The sequence below is a fragment of the Streptomyces sp. NPDC060031 genome, from assembly GCF_042736805.1.
Lineage (GTDB): Bacteria > Actinomycetota > Actinomycetes > Streptomycetales > Streptomycetaceae > Streptomyces.
The window spans coordinates 20,629-36,961 of the sequence record NZ_JBHWVM010000004.1; the positions used below are offsets into that span (position 1 = coordinate 20,629).

Annotated in this window: 17 protein-coding genes; 6 read left to right on the forward strand and 11 right to left on the reverse strand. The window is 72.8% G+C overall.

Annotation, left to right across the window (positions count from 1 at the left end; translation table 11 throughout):
- Nucleotides 1-22: 22 nt before the first annotated feature.
- From ACFWB8_RS02550 to ACFWB8_RS02570, 5 genes are read right to left on the reverse strand one after another with little or no spacing between them, the layout of a single operon-like run.
- Complete coding sequence (locus ACFWB8_RS02550; RefSeq protein WP_385221368.1) at nucleotides 23-616, reverse strand: hypothetical protein; 594 nt, start codon at nucleotides 614-616, stop codon at nucleotides 23-25.
- Nucleotides 613-1,779, reverse strand: a complete 1,167-nt coding sequence (locus ACFWB8_RS02555; RefSeq protein WP_385221370.1) for an ROK family glucokinase — start codon at nucleotides 1,777-1,779, stop codon at nucleotides 613-615. Before ACFWB8_RS02555 ends, ACFWB8_RS02550 begins: the two co-directional genes overlap by 4 nt.
- A 16-nt stretch (nucleotides 1,780-1,795) precedes the next feature.
- Complete coding sequence (locus ACFWB8_RS02560; protein WP_385221372.1) at nucleotides 1,796-2,668, reverse strand: ATP-binding cassette domain-containing protein; 873 nt, start codon at nucleotides 2,666-2,668, stop codon at nucleotides 1,796-1,798.
- Complete coding sequence (locus ACFWB8_RS02565) at nucleotides 2,638-3,669, reverse strand: ABC transporter permease (protein ID WP_385221375.1); 1,032 nt, start codon at nucleotides 3,667-3,669, stop codon at nucleotides 2,638-2,640. Before ACFWB8_RS02565 ends, ACFWB8_RS02560 begins: the two co-directional genes overlap by 31 nt.
- A complete protein-coding gene (locus ACFWB8_RS02570) occupies nucleotides 3,666-4,646 on the reverse strand; it encodes a sugar ABC transporter substrate-binding protein (RefSeq protein ID WP_385221378.1) in 981 nt (326 codons plus the stop codon). The genes ACFWB8_RS02565 and ACFWB8_RS02570 overlap by 4 nt, the downstream gene beginning before the upstream one ends.
- Before the next feature lie 236 nt (nucleotides 4,647-4,882).
- On the opposite strand from ACFWB8_RS02570, the gene ACFWB8_RS02575 reads away from it, so the two are divergent.
- Nucleotides 4,883-5,911, forward strand: a complete 1,029-nt coding sequence (locus ACFWB8_RS02575; RefSeq protein WP_385221381.1) for a Gfo/Idh/MocA family oxidoreductase — start codon at nucleotides 4,883-4,885, stop codon at nucleotides 5,909-5,911.
- A gap of 90 nt (nucleotides 5,912-6,001) precedes the next feature.
- Here the strand turns inward: ACFWB8_RS02575 and ACFWB8_RS02580 are convergent, their stop codons facing one another.
- Together ACFWB8_RS02580 and ACFWB8_RS02585 are read right to left on the reverse strand one after the other, a co-directional pair.
- Complete coding sequence (locus ACFWB8_RS02580; protein WP_385221384.1) at nucleotides 6,002-6,922, reverse strand: DMT family transporter; 921 nt, start codon at nucleotides 6,920-6,922, stop codon at nucleotides 6,002-6,004.
- 127 nt (nucleotides 6,923-7,049) lie between these two features.
- Entirely contained in the window at nucleotides 7,050-7,664 is a 615-nt protein-coding gene (locus ACFWB8_RS02585; RefSeq protein WP_385221387.1) for a dihydrofolate reductase family protein, read from the reverse strand.
- 164 nt (nucleotides 7,665-7,828) lie between these two features.
- On the opposite strand from ACFWB8_RS02585, the gene ACFWB8_RS02590 reads away from it, so the two are divergent.
- Nucleotides 7,829-8,560, forward strand: coding sequence for an SDR family oxidoreductase (locus tag ACFWB8_RS02590; RefSeq protein WP_385221390.1), 732 nt, complete (start codon nucleotides 7,829-7,831; stop codon nucleotides 8,558-8,560).
- Between the two features lie 79 nt (nucleotides 8,561-8,639).
- Here the strand turns inward: ACFWB8_RS02590 and alc are convergent, their stop codons facing one another.
- Together alc and allB are read right to left on the reverse strand one after the other, a co-directional pair.
- The gene (gene alc, locus ACFWB8_RS02595) at nucleotides 8,640-9,752 is read right to left on the reverse strand and encodes an allantoicase (protein ID WP_385221393.1); all 1,113 of its coding nucleotides are present in this window, start codon (nucleotides 9,750-9,752) and stop codon (nucleotides 8,640-8,642) included.
- A 2-nt stretch (nucleotides 9,753-9,754) separates the two neighbouring features.
- Nucleotides 9,755-11,089: an allantoinase AllB gene (gene allB / locus ACFWB8_RS02600; RefSeq protein ID WP_385221643.1), complete on the reverse strand. Its 1,335-nt coding sequence runs from the start codon at nucleotides 11,087-11,089 to the stop codon at nucleotides 9,755-9,757.
- 335 nt (nucleotides 11,090-11,424) lie between these two features.
- Between allB and ACFWB8_RS02605 the strand changes: the two genes are divergently transcribed.
- Nucleotides 11,425-12,228: an IclR family transcriptional regulator gene (locus ACFWB8_RS02605; RefSeq protein ID WP_385221396.1), complete on the forward strand. Its 804-nt coding sequence runs from the start codon at nucleotides 11,425-11,427 to the stop codon at nucleotides 12,226-12,228.
- A 70-nt stretch (nucleotides 12,229-12,298) separates the two neighbouring features.
- Here the strand turns inward: ACFWB8_RS02605 and ACFWB8_RS02610 are convergent, their stop codons facing one another.
- Nucleotides 12,299-12,982: an ABC transporter ATP-binding protein gene (locus tag ACFWB8_RS02610; protein WP_385221398.1), complete on the reverse strand. Its 684-nt coding sequence runs from the start codon at nucleotides 12,980-12,982 to the stop codon at nucleotides 12,299-12,301.
- Nucleotides 12,979-14,073, reverse strand: coding sequence for an ABC transporter permease (locus tag ACFWB8_RS02615; protein WP_385221400.1), 1,095 nt, complete (start codon nucleotides 14,071-14,073; stop codon nucleotides 12,979-12,981). The genes ACFWB8_RS02610 and ACFWB8_RS02615 overlap by 4 nt, the downstream gene beginning before the upstream one ends.
- Nucleotides 14,074-14,321: 248 nt before the next feature.
- Between ACFWB8_RS02615 and ACFWB8_RS02620 the strand changes: the two genes are divergently transcribed.
- The 3 genes from ACFWB8_RS02620 (at nucleotide 14,322) to ACFWB8_RS02630 (ending at nucleotide 16,293) form a co-directional block, all read left to right on the forward strand.
- Nucleotides 14,322-15,464, forward strand: a complete 1,143-nt coding sequence (locus tag ACFWB8_RS02620; protein ID WP_385221645.1) for a sensor histidine kinase — start codon at nucleotides 14,322-14,324, stop codon at nucleotides 15,462-15,464.
- Nucleotides 15,464-16,093: a response regulator gene (locus ACFWB8_RS02625; RefSeq protein WP_385221403.1), complete on the forward strand. Its 630-nt coding sequence runs from the start codon at nucleotides 15,464-15,466 to the stop codon at nucleotides 16,091-16,093. Before ACFWB8_RS02620 ends, ACFWB8_RS02625 begins: the two co-directional genes overlap by 1 nt.
- 65 nt (nucleotides 16,094-16,158) lie before the next feature.
- On the forward strand, nucleotides 16,159-16,293 hold the full coding sequence (locus ACFWB8_RS02630; RefSeq protein ID WP_385221406.1) for a peptidoglycan-binding protein: 135 nt from the start codon (nucleotides 16,159-16,161) through the stop codon (nucleotides 16,291-16,293).
- Nucleotides 16,294-16,333: the final 40 nt, after the last annotated feature.

Here is a 16,333-nt window from a genome sequence, read left to right on the forward strand (position 1 = left end):
GCGGGCCAATACCGGCCGCGGCTTACGGAATGGCGGTGGAGACCACGTAGACCTTGGGGTTGTCCGGGTCCGTGAGGTCGACCGTGACGTCCCGCGTGGGCCGGGGGTTCGCCGGGTCCAGGGTGGTCCCGTACCAGGAGTTCTTCGGGCTCCAGCTCCAGCCCGCCACCGCCGCGTCGTGCGGGGAGATCGAGACCCCGCGGGTCAGCTCGGCCCGGCTGGAGCCGATGTCCTCCAGGAAGGTGTCCAGCTGCGCCGGGGTGGCGGCGAACTGCACGAACAGCCGGCTGGTGTGCCAGTTGTTGGTCTCCAGGTACCCGACCCGCCAGGCCTGGGGCGGGACGGGGACCTCGTAGATGCTGCGCTGCACCTTCGACGGCCAGGCCGTGCGCACTTTGACGGCGCCGACCTTGGCCGCCTTGTCGCGGCCGCTCTGGCGGCTCTGCTGCGCGGAGACGGCCAGGTAGCCGGCCGGGACGCCGACCAGCAGCAGGATGATGATCGCGGTGACCCAGCGGCGCCGGACGACGTGCTTGCGGTCCTCGGCGGGCGGCGTCGGGGCGCCGTCGTCGGGTGCGGAGGCCTGACGGGGCAGGGTGGGCGGGGGCGGGTTCACTGCTGTTCCTGGTCCTCGGGGGTGCCGGGGGTGATGTCGCGCCGGCCCAGTTGCGCGTAGCGCTCGTACCGCTCGACGCGCCGGCGCGTGGCGCGGCGGAAGCGGCGGGCGACGAGCCGGGCGAGGTCGGCGGCGCCGACCATGCCGGCCTCGGGGCCGAGCTGGGCCTTGGCGATGCGCGCCTCGGGGCGGTAGCCGCGGCCGGTGAGGTGGCGCCGGAAGGCGTCCCGGGCGGGGCCGATCAGCAGGTCGTCGGCGGCGCTGACGCCACCGCCGATGACGAAGCACGACGGGTCGAGGGCGGCGGCGAGGTTGGCGATGCCGACGCCGAGCCACTGGCCGATGTCCTGGAGGAGCTCGACGCACATCGCGTCGCCCTCGCGGGCCAGCTCGGTGATGAGCGGCCCGGTGATCTCTTGGACGTTGCCGCCGACCCTGGCGATGATGTTGTACGCCACCGGGGAATCGGCGGCGGCCAGTTCGCGGGCCTCGCGGACCAGGGCGTTGCCGGAGCTGTACTGCTCCCAGCAGCCGCGGTTGCCGCAGGGGCAGCGGTGGCCGCCGGGGACGACCTGCATGTGGCCGAACTCGCCGGCCACCCCGTAGCGGCCGCGCTTGACCTGGCCGCCTTCGAGGATGGCCCCGCCGATGCCGGTGCCGAGCGTGATCATGACGAGGTGGTCCTCGCCGCGGCCGGCGCCGAAGCGCCATTCGGCCCAGGCCGCGGTGTTGGCATCGTTGTCCACCATGACGGGGACCGCGAGCCGGGACTGGAGGGCGTCGCGCAGCGGCTCGTCGCGCCAGGCCAGGTGCGGGGCGAACAGGACGCGGGAGCGGTCGGCGTCGACCCAGCCGGCCGCGCCGATGCCCACCGCGTGGACGTCGTGCCGGTCGGAGAGGTCGAGGACCAGCTCGACGATGGTGTCCTCGACGACCTTGGGGCTCTTGGACTTGTCCGGGGTCTCGGCCCGGATCTTCTCCAGGATGATGCCGTCGGCGTCGACGACGCCCGCCATCACCTTGGTGCCGCCGATGTCGATGCCGACGGTCGGGACGCGCGGGGCGGTCAGGTGCGACCGGCGCTCACGGGTTCCGATGGTCCGCAGGACGGTGCCTCGCGCCGACCCCCGGTGGGCGAGCGTGAAGTCCCGGTACGTGCTCATCGAGTCGTGTCGTCCCTCATGGTTCGGTGGTGCCGGAAACGGCCTCAGGCCCTGATTCTGCCACTCGCTCCAGTTCGTGGCTCAGTTCGTCGAGCTCGGATCCACCCGCCATCTGCCGGGTGAGTTCGTCCAGGGTGATCGAGTCGCGGGTGTGGCTGCCCGCCATGGTGCCGCGCTTGAGGAGGACGAAGCGGTCCCCGACCAGGTGGGCGTGGTGCGGGTTGTGCGTGATCAGGACCACGCCGAGGCCCGCGTCGCGGGCGGCGGCGACGTACTTGAGGACCACGCCGGACTGCTTGACGCCGAGGGCGGCCGTCGGCTCGTCCAGGACGAGGACCTTCGCGCCGAAGTACACGGCGCGGGCGATGGCCACGCACTGGCGCTCGCCGCCGGACAGGGTGCCGATGGGCTGGTCCACGTCGCGCAGGTCGATGCCCATGCGCAGGAGCTCGGCGCGGGTGGTCTCGCGCATGAACTCCACGTCGAGGCGGCGCAGGGGGCCGCGGCCCTTGGTGGGCTCGGAGCCGAGGAAGAAGTTCCGCCAGACGGGCATGAGCGGGACGACGGCGAGGTCCTGGTAGACGGTGGCGATGCCGAGGTCGAGGGCGGCGCGCGGGTTCGCGAGCACCGTCTCCTCCCCCTCGATCTCGAAGGAGCCGGCGTCGTGCCGGTGCAGCCCCGCGATGATCTTGATGAGGGTGGACTTGCCGGCGCCGTTGTCACCCAGGACGCAGGTGATCTCGCCCGCTGAGACCTCCAGGGAGACGCCCTGGAGGGCCCGGATGTTGCCGTAGTACTTGCTGACGTCCGTCAGCTTCACCAGCGCGGTCACGCTTGTCGGGGTCACAGCTTTCGGTGTCACTTCGCCTCCGCCCGCTTGCGGACCCATGCGTTGAGCAGCGTGGCCAGCAGGAGCATCGCGCCGAGGAAGAACTTGAACCAGTCCGGGTTCCACTGGGCGTACACGATGCCGTTGCTGGTCATGCCGAAGATGAAGGCGCCGACGGCCGAGCCGATCGCCGAGCCGTAGCCGCCGGTCATCAGGCAGCCGCCGATGACGGCCGCGATGATGTACAGGAACTCGTTGCCGACGCCCTCGCCGGACTGGACCACGTCGAACGAGAAGAGGATGTGCTGGCCGGAGATCCAGGCGCACAGGGCGACGCCCATGTACAGGCCGATACGGGTCTTCACGACGGGGACGCCGGTCGCACGGGCCGCGTCCGCCCCGCCGCCGACCGCGAAGATCCAGTTCCCGGCGCGGGTGCGCAGCAGGATCCAGGTGGCCACGGCCACCAGGGCCAGCCACCACAGGATGGTGACCTTGAGGGTGACCGAGCCGATGGTCCACTGCGAGGCGAAGAGCGCGCGGGCGGAGGAGAAGCCCTCCATGTCGGCGATGGTCTTGGTGGACACCGATCCGCTGATCAGCTTGGTGAAGCCGAGGTTCAGGCCGGTCAGCATCAGGAAGGTGCCGAGCGTGATGATGAAGCTCGGCAGTCTGGTGCGGGTCAGCATGAACCCGTTGAAGAAGCCGATGGCCAGCGTGACCAGCAGGGACACCATGACGCCGACCCAGACGTTGGCGGTCATCTGGTAGCTGAACATCGAGCTGAACAGCGCCGAGGTGGTGACCATGACGCCGGCGGACAGGTCGAACTCGCCGCCGATCATCAGCAGGGCCACCGGGACCGCCATGATCCCGATGGTGGAGGCCGAGTACAGGACCGTGCTCAGGCTGGAGGCCCGCAGGAAGCTGTCGGCGGCGAAGGAGAAGAAGACGAAGACGGCGGCCGCCCCGACGACCGCGCCCAGCTCGGGGCGGCCCAGCAGGCGGCGCGCCAGCGAGGTGGGGGCGAGCCGTTCGTCGACGGCGGAGGCGGCGGTCATCGGCTGCCCCGCTTGATGTACTCCTCCAGCTTGGCGGACTCGGCGGCGGTGACGATCTGCGGTCCGGTGAGCACCGGGCGGCCGCCGCCGAGCACGTCCGCGTTGTACCGGTAGAGCCACAGCAGGTCGATCGCCTCGTAGCCCTGGAGGTAGGGCTGCTGGTCGACGGCGAAGCCGAGGGCGCCGGACTTCAGGTCGCGGGCGACCGACGCGTTGAGGTCGAAGGTGTCGACCTCGGCCTTGCTGCCCGCGGCGTCCTTCGCCTTGACGGCGGTGGGGGCGAAGGGCGCGCCGAGGGTGAGGATCGCGTCGATGGACGGGTCGGCCTGGAGCTTGGCCTGGAGGGCGGCCTGGACGGAGGGCATGTTGGTGCCCTCGACGTACAGGTTCTCCATGGTGCCGCCGAAGGCCTTCTTCGCCCCGGCGCAGCGCTGCTCGTGCCCGACGTTGCCCTGCTCGTGCAGGACGCACACGGCGCGCTTCCTGCCGCGCTTCGTCAGCTCGGCGCCGACCGCCTCGCCGGCGACCTCCTCGTCCTGGCCGATGTGGGTCAGGGCCCCGTACTCGGCGGACTGGGCCGATCCGGAGTTGACCGTGACCACCGGGATGCCGGCCTTGACGGCCTTGGCGAGGACGTCCTTGAGGGCCTCGGGCTTGGCGAGGCTGACGATCAGCCCGTCGACCTTCTGGTCGATGGCGTTCTGTACGAACTGCGCCTGCTGCTGCGCCTGGTCGTCGTGGGCGTAGACGAAGTTGATGTTGTCCTTCGCCGCGGCTTCCTTGGCGCCCTTCTGCACGATGTCCCAGAAGGTGTCGCCGTCGCCCGCGTGGGTGACCATCGCGAAGGTCCAGCGCGGCGTGGAGACCGCCGGACGGCCCGCCTCGGCCGCCTTCGCCCGCTCCTCGGCGCGCTTGCCGCCCGTACTGCTGCAGCCCACGAGGGAGGCTCCCAGTACCGCCGCGAGCACGGCGCCCACGACGCGTACCCCTGTCCGAACCCTAGCCACGTCTGCCGCGCCTTCCCTTGTCCTGCCACACTTGCCGGTCTTGAGAAATCCGGTCTTGAGAAAATCGGTGCATTCCGTTTCCAGCCGCCCAGTATCCGTCACAGTGGACCATGCAGGGCCATCGGGGCCGCCGCGAACCATCGTGGCCTTCGGGGGACAGAGCCGGGCAGATTGACAGCTCCCCCGGACGGGGTCACGTTGAGTGCATGCGCATCGGGCTCATCGGGACGGGCCGGATCGGGTCCTTCCACGCGGCGGCGCTGGCCCGCCAGCCGCAGGCGGGCTCGCTCCTGCTCGCCGACGCCGACCCCGCGCGGGCGGCGCGCCTCGCCGACCGGCTCGGGGCCACCGCCGCGCCCACGGTCGAGCAGATCTTCACCTGGGGCGTCGACGCGGTGGTGGTGGCCTGCGCCACCGACGGGCACCCGGATCTGGTCGTACGGGCGGTACGCGGCGGGCTGCCGGTGTTCTGCGAGAAGCCGTTGGCCCCGGACCTGGCCCGCACCCTGTCGGTGATGCGCGAGGTGGAGGCGACGGGAGGGGCGCTCCAGATGGGGTTCATGCGGCGCTTCGACGCGGGCTACCGCACGGCGCGGGACCTGGTCCGCTCGGGCGCGCTGGGGCGGCTGCACACCGTACGGACGATGACCGCGGATCCGGCGCCGCCGAGCGCCGAGTACCTGGCGGGCTCCGGCGGGCTGTACCGGGACTGCCTCGTGCACGACTTCGACATGGTCCGCTGGGTGACCGGCCACGAGGTGGTGGAGGTGTACGCGGCCGGGTCGGACGCGGGGCCGGTCCGCTTCCGCGAGACGGGCGACATCGACACCGCCGCGGCCGTGCTCTGTCTGGACGACGGCACGCTCGTCACCGCGACGGGGACGCGCTGCAACGGCGCCGGCTACGACGTGCGGATGGAGCTGGCCGGGGAGCGGGACCAGGTCTCGGCCGGGCTGGACGACCGTACGCCGATCGCGTCGACCGAACCCCACGGCCCGCCTCCGGCGAGCAAGCCGTGGACGGGGTTCCTGGAGCGCTTCGGCCCGGCCTACGAGGCGGAGCTGACGGCCTTCGTCCGGCTGGTGCGGGGCGAGGGCCCCAACCCGTGCGACGGCCGGGAGGCGCTCGCCGCGCTCCGCGTCGCGGAGGCGTGCGAGCTGTCGCGGCGGGAGCGGCGCCGGGTGCGCCTGGAGGAGTTGCCGGATCTGCGGGATCCGGGGCTCCCCGACCGGTAAGTGCGCGGGCATGGGGGCCACAGTAGGGCCGTCGATCACCGGGTGACGGCGGTTTTCGACAATCTGTTCAGTCCGCGGCCCCGCCGCTCTTCAGCCTGCCGCTCGCCGGCCCCAGGCGGTACCGGCGAGCACCAGGGCGACTCCCGCGAGGCCGGCCTGACCGAGGTGTTCCCCGCCGATCGCGATGCCCGCGGCGGCCGCCCACAGGGGTTCGGTTCCCAGCAGCAGGCTGACCCGGGAGGGCGAGGTGGCGCGAACGGCCCACATCTGCACGAAGAAGGCGAAGAGGGTGCAGAAGACGGAGAGGAACGCGAGCCCGGCCCACTCGGCGCCCCCGAAGTCCGCGGCCGCCTCCCACGGCGCGGCGCCCGTCCCCGGCAGGGTGGCGAGCACGGCGAAGACCAGCACGGCGGCGCCGAGCTGGACGGTGGTCAGGGAGAGCGAGTCGGCGTCCTGGACGGCCTTGATGCGGGCCATCAGCAGGACGTGCAGGGTCCGGGCGAGGGCGGCGCCGAGGATGAGCAGGTCACCGAGGCCGGGGGCGGTGAATCCAGCGCCCTGGGTGAGCAGCACGACTCCGGCGACGGAGACCGCGGCCGCGCCGAGGAAGGCGGACGAGGGGGCGGTGCGGCGCACGGCGGCCTCGGCGAGCGGGGTGAAGATCATGGTCAGGCTGATGATCAGCCCTGCGTTGGTGGCCGAGGTGTGGACGACCCCGTAGGTCTCCAGCAGGAAGATCCCGCCGAGTACGAGCCCCAGCACGCCCGCGCCGCGCAACTGGGCGGGGGCGAGCGCGCGCAGTCGCCGGCGGCCCGCGACCACGAGGACGGGCAGCACCAGCGCGAAGCGCAGGACCAGAACGGCCACCACGGTGTGGGCGGTGGTGATGCCCTTGGCCGCGAGGTAGCTGCCGCCCCATACGACGGCCACGGCCAGGACGGGCAGATCGGCGAACAGGCCCCCGCGGGGGGCGAGCGCGGGGGCCGGGCCTGCGAGGGCGGGCGATGTCACCGGGGGTCCTCCAGCGGCGGGAAGCGGGTGGAGGCGTCGGCGGCTCGCACGGGTGCGGCCACGCTACCGGAGCATGATCACACCGGTCGAGGGATTTCCCGGCGGGCACGGGGCCGGCCGTCCCGGGTCAGCCGATGGCGCCGAAGGCGGGACGGCCGGTGGGCCGGTAGGTGTGGACGGCGACGCCGCTCGGGGTGGTGCGGGAGGCGACCAGGTCGCAGGCCGTCGGCAGGCCGCCGATGGGGAACAGCCGGCGTCCCGTTCCCAGGAACACCGGGTACACCAGCAGGTTCAGCTCGTCGACCAGGTCCCGCGCCAGCAGCCACTGCGCGAGCAGGCCGCTCCCGTGCACCTGGAGCTCGCCGTCCAGCGCGTCCTTGACGCGCATCACCTCGCCCTGCAGCTGCTCCCCGTCGAGCACGGTGGTGCCGGCCCACTCGGGCTCCTTCAGCGTGGCCGAAGCGACGTACTTGGGCAGCCCGTTCAGCCGGCTCGCGACGGGGTCGGCAGGGTCGGTGATCTTCGGCCAGTAGCCCGCGAAGATCTCGTACGTCCGGCGGCCGAGCAGGAACGCCCCGGCCCGGCCGAAGAGCTCGGTGACGAACTCCATCATGCCTTCGTCGACGTACGGCACGACCCAGCCGCCGTACTCGAACCCGCCGCTGGTGTCCTCGTCGGGCCCGCCGGGGCCCTGCATCACGCCGTCGAGGGTCAGGAAGGTGGTGAGGGTCAGTTTTCCCATGGCTCCGCGCTCCTTGCTCGGTCGTCCTTGCACGGATTCAGACTCCCGGACCCCCGCGGACTCATCGGTGCGGCGCGCGAAAACGCCACGTCCGATTCCTGCCAGCACCCGCCCCCGGACTCCCATTTCATTGAACTCGCAACCATTCAACCGAGGAGGAGCCCATGAGCGGATCTGTGGCACTGGTGACCGGCGGCAGCCGTGGGATCGGCGCGGCCGGCGCGCTGCGGCTGGCGCGGGACGGGTACGACGTCGCGATCACCTACGTGAACGACGCGCAGGCCGCGGCCGAGGTGGTCGGCAAGGTCGAGGCCCTCGGGCGGCGCGCGCTGGCCGTACGGGCCGACGCGGGCGAGGCCGCGCAGGCCGTGGCGGCGGTGGAGGAGACCGTACGCACGCTCGGCCGGCTCGACGTACTGGTCAACAACGCCGGGGTGGGCGTGCTCGGCCCGCTCGACGGGCTCGGCCTCGCGGACGTGGACCGGGTGCTCGCCGTCAACGTACGGGGCGCGTTCCTGACCGCGCAGGCGGCGGCGGGGCGGATGGGGCGCGGCGGCCGGATCATCACCATCGGCAGCTGCATGACCCAGCGGGTGCCGGGGCCGGGCGGCACGCTGTACGCGATGAGCAAGGCGGCACTGATCGGACTGACCAAGGCGCTGGCCCGGGAGCTGGGCGAGCGCGGGATCACGGCCAACATCGTGCACCCCGGCCCGGTGGACACCGACATGAACCCCGCCGACGGGCCGTACGCGGACCCGCAGCGCGCGTTGACGGCGCTGGGCCGGTACGGCGCGCCTCGGGAGGTGGCCGCCGTGGTGGCGTTCCTCGCCGGGGAGGGAGCCGCGTACGTCACGGGCGCGGAGTTCGCGGTGGACGGCGGGCACGCGGCCTAGTACCGCAACGGTGCCCGCCCGGCCGCCCGGGGGTGTCGGCCCCCGGGCGGCCGCGCGGTCTCGTCGGAGGGGGGTGGCGTCAGCCGCCCAGCTCCTGGTGGCGGGCCGTCAGCGCGGCCGCGCCCTGCTCCGTCAGGGAGCCGTACAGCCGCAGGCGGGAGAAGCCGCCGTCCGGGAAGATGTCGATCCGCACGTGCGTGCCGACCGCCGGGGCGTCCAGCACGAAGCGGTGGTTGGTGTCGGGCTGCAGGCGGGTGCGCGGCAGGAACTCCGTCCAGTCGCCCTCCTCGCCGGTCTTGACGGACAGCGCGGCCCAGCCTGCCGAGTTGCCCTTGAGGTAGGCGGTGTCGATCTCGACGGTGCGGATCTCGGACTCGGCGACGAGCTGGTAGCGGATCCAGTCGTTGCCGTTGTCACGGCGGCGGGCGGTCTCCCAGCCGTCGTCCATCTTGCGGGAGCGGCCCGGGTTGATGGTGTTGGTCGGCGGGGAGTAGAAGCGGTTGGACGCGTCCTCGACCGAGCCGCCGTTCTCCAGGGCGACGACGTCGAAGGTGCCGAGCGCGGCGAGCCACTCGGGGTCGGGGCGGACCTCTCCGTAGACGCGCAGGCGGGCGACGCCGCCGTCCGGGTGCTGGTTCAGGCGCAGGTGCGTGAAGCGCTGCTCGACGTCGACCTCGAAGCCGTTGGCCGCGTGGCCGCCGACGGGGGTGCGCTCGACGAGGGTCGTCCACTTCACGTCGTCGGAGAGGAGCTCCTGCGCGGTCGGGGAGCCCACGACCGAGGCGCCCTGGACCGACACGGCCTGCGGCATGTTGCCGCGGAAGTGGGCCGTGTCGACGACGATGCCGCGGATGACCCCGGGGGCGCCGAGCCGGATCAGGGCGTAGTCGTGGTCCTCGGGGGTCGGCCAGGGCTGCGTGGCGCTGGTGCCGCGGCGTCTGCGGGTCTCCCAGCCGTCCATGACCTTGCCCTTGTGGCCGAAGTGCTCGGGGTCGAAGTGCGCGGCCTCGGCGATGAGCAGGTTCTCGCGCTCGGCGAAGAACTCGTCGTTGGCGGCGATGACACCGGCGCCCAGCTCGCGGGCGGCGAGGTTCGCGTACTGGGTGAACGGGAAGTCCGCGGTGCGGTAGTCCGCGTACGGGTCGCCGCCCCCGTACGGGTTCGCGTTGCCGGTGAAGGATTCAATCGCCACTGTCAGTTCTGCCTTTCGAGAAGTCGGCCCGTGGGCTCGGTCGGGGTGCCGTGGTCGGCGATCTGCGTGCCGCGCAGCCAGGTGGACTTCACGACGCCGTGCAGGGTCTTGCCCGCGTACGCCGTGACCTGGTTGCGGTGGTGCAGCTCCGCGGGGTCCACGGTGAAGGTCTCTTCGGGGGCCAGGACGGCGAAGTCGGCGTCGCGGCCGGCCTCGATCGCGCCCTTCTGCGCCAGGCCGGCGAGCGCGGCCGGGGCGGCGGACATCCAGCGGACGACCTCTTCGAGGGAGCGTCCGCGCTCCTTCGCCTCGGTCCAGATCGCCGGGAGGCCCAGCTGGAGGGAGGAGATGCCGCCCCAGGCGGTGGCGAAGTCGCCGGTCTTCAGGTCCGCGGTGGAGGGCGAGTGGTCGGAGACGATGCAGTCGATGGTGCCGTCGGCGAGGGCGTCCCAGAGCAGGTCCTGGTTGGCGGCCTCGCGGATGGGCGGGCAGCACTTGAACTCGGTCGCGCCGTCCGGGACTTCCTCGGCGGTCAGGGTGAGGAAGTGCGGGCAGGACTCGACGGTGATCTTGACGCCCTCGGCCTTGGCCGCGGCGATCAGGGGCAGCGCGTCGCAGGACGACAGGTGCAGGACGTGCACGCGGGCGTGCAGCCGCCTGGCCTGGTCGATCAGGTTCTGGATCGCGGTGTTCTCCGCGTCCTTGGGGCGGGAGGCGAGGAAGTCCGCGTACTTGGGGCCCGGGTTCTGCGGGGCCGACTCCAGGTGGTGCGGGTCCTCGGCGTGCACGATCATCAGGCCGCCGAAGCCGGTGATCTCCGCGAGGGAGGCGGCCAGTTGGTCCTGGTCGAGCTCGGGGAACTCCTCCACGCCCGAGGGCGACAGGAAGCACTTGAAGCCGAAGACGCCGGCGTCGTGCAGCGGGCGCAGGTCCTTGACGTTGTCCGGCAGGGCGCCGCCCCAGAAACCGATGTCCACGTGCGCCTTGGCGCGGGCGACCTCCTGCTTGACGCGCAGGTTGTCGGTCGTGGTGGTCGGCGGCAGGGAGTTGAGCGGCATGTCGAGGATCGTGGTGATGCCTCCGGCCGCGGCGGCGCGGGTGGCCGTCCAGAAGCCTTCCCACTCGGTGCGGCCCGGGTCGTTCACGTGGACGTGGGTGTCGACGAGGCCGGGGAGGAGCACGTCGTCCCCGAGGTCCTCCAGCCGGGCCCCGGCCGGCACCTCGGCCTCGTACGGCAGCACGGCCGCGATCTTCCCGCCGGTGACGGCCACCGAAGCGGCGCGCGTCCCCTCGGGGGTGATGACGCGCGTCGAGCGCAGTACCAGTTCCACGGCCAGGTCGGACACCGGAACCTCCCCATCTACTTCCACAGAGCGAAATTCAACGTTCTGTTGACGGAGTCTTCCCCTGGATCCGGGGCCAGTCAAGAGTGCCCGGACGGACCGCCGACGCACCTTCCTCGCAATTGGATGTTTCCACAGAATGGAATTAAGATTTCGCTCTACAGAATGTAGCTACCACCGCCGACTGCCGGACGGCCAAGTTCCCGGGGCCGTCCGCTGCCGGACATACCGCCTCTGACCGGCCCAGACGGCGGTCCCCGGCTCTAGGGCCGACGCCGACCGACCGGTAGGCTGCTTGCTTGCCTGCCAGCACCGAAAGGACCGCGCCCGTGCCGACGTCCAGCGCCAGCACCACCGACGCTTCCGATAAGCCCACCGCCGCCAGCGGTGGCGTCCAGTCCCTTGAGCGCGCCTTCGATCTGCTCGAACGCATGGCCGATGCCGGGGGCGAGGTCGGACTCAGCGAGCTCTCCGCGGCCAGCGGCCTGCCGCTGCCGACCATCCACCGGCTGATGCGCACCCTCGTGGCGTGCGGCTACGTCCGCCAGCAGCCCAACCGGCGCTACGCCCTCGGCCCCCGGCTGATCCGCCTCGGCGAGTCCGCGTCGCGCCTGCTGGGCACCTGGGCCCGCCCCTACCTGGCCCGCCTGGTCGAGGAGACCGGCGAGACGGCGAACATGGCCCTGCTCGACGGGGACGAGATCGTCTACGTCGCCCAGGTGCCGTCCAAGCACTCCATGCGCATGTTCACCGAGGTCGGCCGCCGCGTGCTGCCGCACTCCACCGGTGTGGGCAAGGCCCTGCTCGCCTACACCCCCGCGGAGGAGGTACGGGCCCTGCTCGCGCGCACCGGGATGCCGGCCGCGACAGAGAAGACCATCACCACGCCCGAGGGCTTCCTGGAGGCCCTGGAACAGGTCCGCAAGGCCGGCTACGCGGTCGACGACAACGAGCAGGAGATAGGGGTTCGCTGCCTCGCCGTGTCGGTGCCGAACTCGCCGACCGCCGCCGCGATCTCCATCTCGGGCCCGGCGGGCCGGGTGACCGAGGCCCTGACCGACTCCATCGTGCCGATCCTCCAGGGCATCGCGGCCGAGCTGTCGGTGGCCCTGCAGAGCCAGAACCCGGCGTAGGGCCCCCCGACGCACGTACGCGGAAAGCCCCGGTGCCCCCCCCAGGGGGTGCCGGGGCCTTCCGCGTACGTCAGGCCGTCGTGACGGCCTCGGTCAGGCGGCCGTCCGTCATGGTCACCGTCCGGTCCATGCGGTCGAGGTGGGCGTGGTCGTGCGTGACCAGGACCGTGGCCGTGGACCGGTCCCGGGTGAGGTTGACGAGCAGGTCGAGCACCGCCGCGCCCCGCTCGTGGTCGAGGGCGCTGGTGGGTTCGTCGACCAGCAGCACCGCCGGCTCGTTCATCAGGGCGCGGGCGATGTTGACGCGCTGGCGCTGCCCGCCGGAGAGCTGGTGGGGGCGCCTGTCGGCCTTGTCGGCCAGACCCACCGAGTCCAGCAGTTCCAGGGCCCGGCGGCGCAGGGCGCCCGCGGGGCGGCCGGAGAGGTGCGCCATCACCTGCAGCTGCTCGGCGGCCGTGAGGGAGGCCAGCAGGTTCGGCTGCTGGAAGACGATGCCGATCTTCTCGCGGCGCAGGGCCGACTTCTCGGCGGCGTCGAGCCGCGCGGTGTCCCGCCCCGCGACGACCACCCGCCCGGCGTCCGGGGTGACCAGGGTGGAGGCGACCGCCAACAGGCTGGACTTTCCGGACCCGGAGGGCCCGATCACCGCCGTCAGCGTGCCCGCGGGCACCTCCAGGCACACGGAGTCGAGCGCGGTCAGCCGGCCGTCGCCGTCCGGGTAGGTGAGCGTGACGTCGTGGACGAGCAGGGTCATCGGACGCTCCCGAGGGCGGTCAGCGGGTCTACGGCGGTGATGCGCCGGATGGACAGGGCCGCGCCCAGCGCACCGAGCGCGATCATGATCGCGGCGGGCACCAGCACGGTGGCGGCGTCGAGGACGAAGGGCACGTCGCCGCCGCTGATCAGGGCGCCGACGGCGGCCGCGAGCCCGGTACCGACACCGGTGCCGATCGTCAGCATGACCACGGCCTGGCCGAGGGCGTCCTTGAGGAGGTAGCCGGTCGAGGCACCGAGTGCCTTCAGGACGGCGATGTCCCCGCTGCGCTGGATCGTCCACACCGTGAAGAAGGCCCCTATGACCAGGGCGGAGATGGCGAAGAGGAAGCCCCGCATCAGTTGCAGCGAGCCGTTCTCCGCCTGGTAGGACCCGATGGCGCCGAGCGCCTCGTCCACCGTCTGCGCCTTGGTGCCCGCGGCCTCGTCCGCGGCGCCGAGGTCCATGCCGCTGCCGGAGACGGCGACGACGGTGGCGAGGGTGTCGACGGAGGTACCGGGGTTGGCGGAGTTGCCCATGCGCTGCCAGTCGCCCAGGTCCATCCAGACGACCGGGGTGTGGCTGTAGGCGGCGGTGCCGGAGACGGCGGCCACGGTCAGTTCGAGCGTGCCGGTCTTGAGCTTGGCGCCGGCGGTGAGGCCGCCGAGCTCCTTGGCGGCCTTCTCGGTGAGGACGACCGCGCCCGGGGCGAGGCCGGCGCCCCGCGGACCGAGCTTCCCCGCGGGGTCCACGCCGAAGACGGAGACGGCCGCGGTGCGCTCCCCCGAGAGGGCGTTGGTCGTACGGATGCCGAGCGGTTCCGCGGACCGCACCCCGGGCTCCTGCCGCCAGGACTGCCAGGCCTTCTCGGACACCTGGGAGTTGGTGAAGGACACCTCCTGGTCCCCGGTGGGCGCGGCGAAGGCGAGGTGGGTGGCGGGCAGGCCGGTGATGGCCGAGATGTTCTCCCGGGCCAGGCCGGAGGTGAGCCCGGACAGCAGGCCGACCAGCAGCGTGATCAGCAGTACAACCGAGCCCATGAGGGCGAAGCGGCCCTTGGCGAACCGTAGATCTCTCCATGCGACGAACATGTTCCCCACCCTGGCCGTCCGCATGGACCCGAGGCATCGCGCCACGGTAGCGATCCTGGTATCGAAAGGCGCACGCGGACATCGAACTTTCGGTTGACCGGGGGCGGTGGTGACGCACTTAGGCTGGTCGGGCCATGGTTGCACCACACTCGCCCCTCGCCCCGCCCGCCGACTCGCGCGCCGCCCCGCCCGCCGCCCCGCCCGCCGGCTCGCGCCCCGCCTCCCGTCCGCTGACGCCCGTCTCGCGCATGCTGCGGCTGTGCCTGCACGCGCTGCTGTTCGGGCTGCTCGCGCTGGCCGCCGCCCGGGCCGTCGCCGACTCAGCACCCCGGTACGGGTGGGTGGTCGCCGTGTGCGCGCTGCTGGCCGCCGTGTACCTGGCCGGGGTACTGGCCCCCGCGGTGCACGGCTCGCCGCGCGCCGGGGCGGTGTGGCTCGCCGGGCTCGGCGCGGCCTGGGCCGCGCTCCTGGTGGTCTCCCCCGACGCGCTGTGGATCGCCTTCCCGCTGTACTTCCTGGAGCTGCACCTGCTGCGGCTGCGCTGGGGGGTCGCCGCCGTCGCCGCGACGGCCTGCGCGGCCATCGGCGGCTTCCTCGCGCACACCAGCGCCGTAACGCCCGGGGCCTTCCTCGGGCCGCTGCTCGGCGGCGCCGTGGCGGTGGCGACCGTACTGGGCTACCAGGCGCTGTACCGGGAGAGCGAGCGGCGGCGCGAGCTGATCGAGGAGCTCATCACGACGCGGGCCGAGCTGGCGGCGGCCGAGCGGGGCGCCGGGATCCTGGCGGAGCGCGAGCGCTTGGCCCGGGAGATCCACGACACCCTGGCCCAGGGCCTGTCCTCCATCCAGCTCCTGCTGCGGGCGGCCGAGCGGGCGCTGCCGCCCGGGGCTCCCGCGTTGGAGCACATCGGCCGGGCCCGGGAAGCCGCCCAGGAGAACCTCGCCGAGGCACGCCGTTTCGTACGGGCCCTCACCCCGCCCGATCTGGAGCACGGGTCGCTCGCCGCCGCCCTGGAGCGGCTGTGCGCGGCGGCGCCCGGGCCGCGGGTGCGCTTCTGCCTGAGCGGCCCGCCGCGGGTGCTGCCCACCCCGTACGAGGTGGCCCTGCTGCGGATCGCGCAGTCGGCGCTGGCCAATGTGGTGCGCCACGCGCGGGCGGGGCGCGCCGAGATCACCCTGACCTTCATGGACACCTCGGTCACCCTGGACATCGTGGACGACGGGACCGGCTTCGACCCCGGGTCGGCGCCGTCCGGCGACGGCGGCGGCTTCGGGCTGCCGGCGATGCGTTCGCGGGCCCAGACGCTGGGCGGGCTGTTCACCGTCGAGTCCGCCCCCGGCCAGGGCACCGCCGTGGCCGTCACCCTGCCGCTGCCCGTGGAGGCCCCCTGATGACGATCCGGCTGCTGCTCGCCGACGACCACCCGGTGGTTCGGGCCGGGCTGCGCGCGGTACTGGACACGGAACCGGACTTCGCGGTGGTCGCCGAGGCGGCCACCGCGGAGCGGGCGGTGGAACTGGCCGCCTCCGAACCGGTCGACGTGGTCCTGATGGACCTGCAGTTCGGTTCCGGGATGCACGGTTCGGCGGCCACCCGCCTGATCACCGCCTCGGAGCGGCCCCCCCGGGTGCTGATCCTGACCACGTACGACACGGACGCGGACATCCTGGCCGCGGTGGAGGCGGGCGCCTCGGGCTACCTGCTCAAGGACGCCCCGCCGGAGGAGCTGGCCGCGGCCGTCCGCACGGCGGCCGCGGGCCAGTCGGCGCTGGCCCCGGCGGTGGCGCTGCGCCTGATGGACCGGATGCGGACGCCCGCGGAGGCGCTGACGAAGCGGGAGCTGGAGGTGTTGCAGCTGGTCGCGGACGGCCTGTCGAACCAGCAGATCTCCAAGAAGCTGTTCCTGAGCCAGGCCACGGTCAAGTCCCATCTGGTCCACATCTACGCCAAGCTCGGCGTCGACTCCCGCACCTCGGCGGTGGCCGCGGCCGCCACCCGCCGCCTCATCCGCACCCCGTGATCCGCACTCCTCGTCGGCAGGACCGGGACCGCCCTCGCGGCCGTCCCGGCGTCGGCAGGCTGCAGATGACGGAGGAGGAGCCCGAGGGCGTCTTCGGCCGTGACGCCGCGTCGGCCACGCGCCGCTTCCCGGGGATACGGGGGCTCCCCCGCACCGGCGCGGTGGACGCCGCGACCTGGGGCGAGCTGCGGCACAGCTGACCCGGGCGGCCCGGCGCTCCCGCCGCACCGCTCGGCTCGG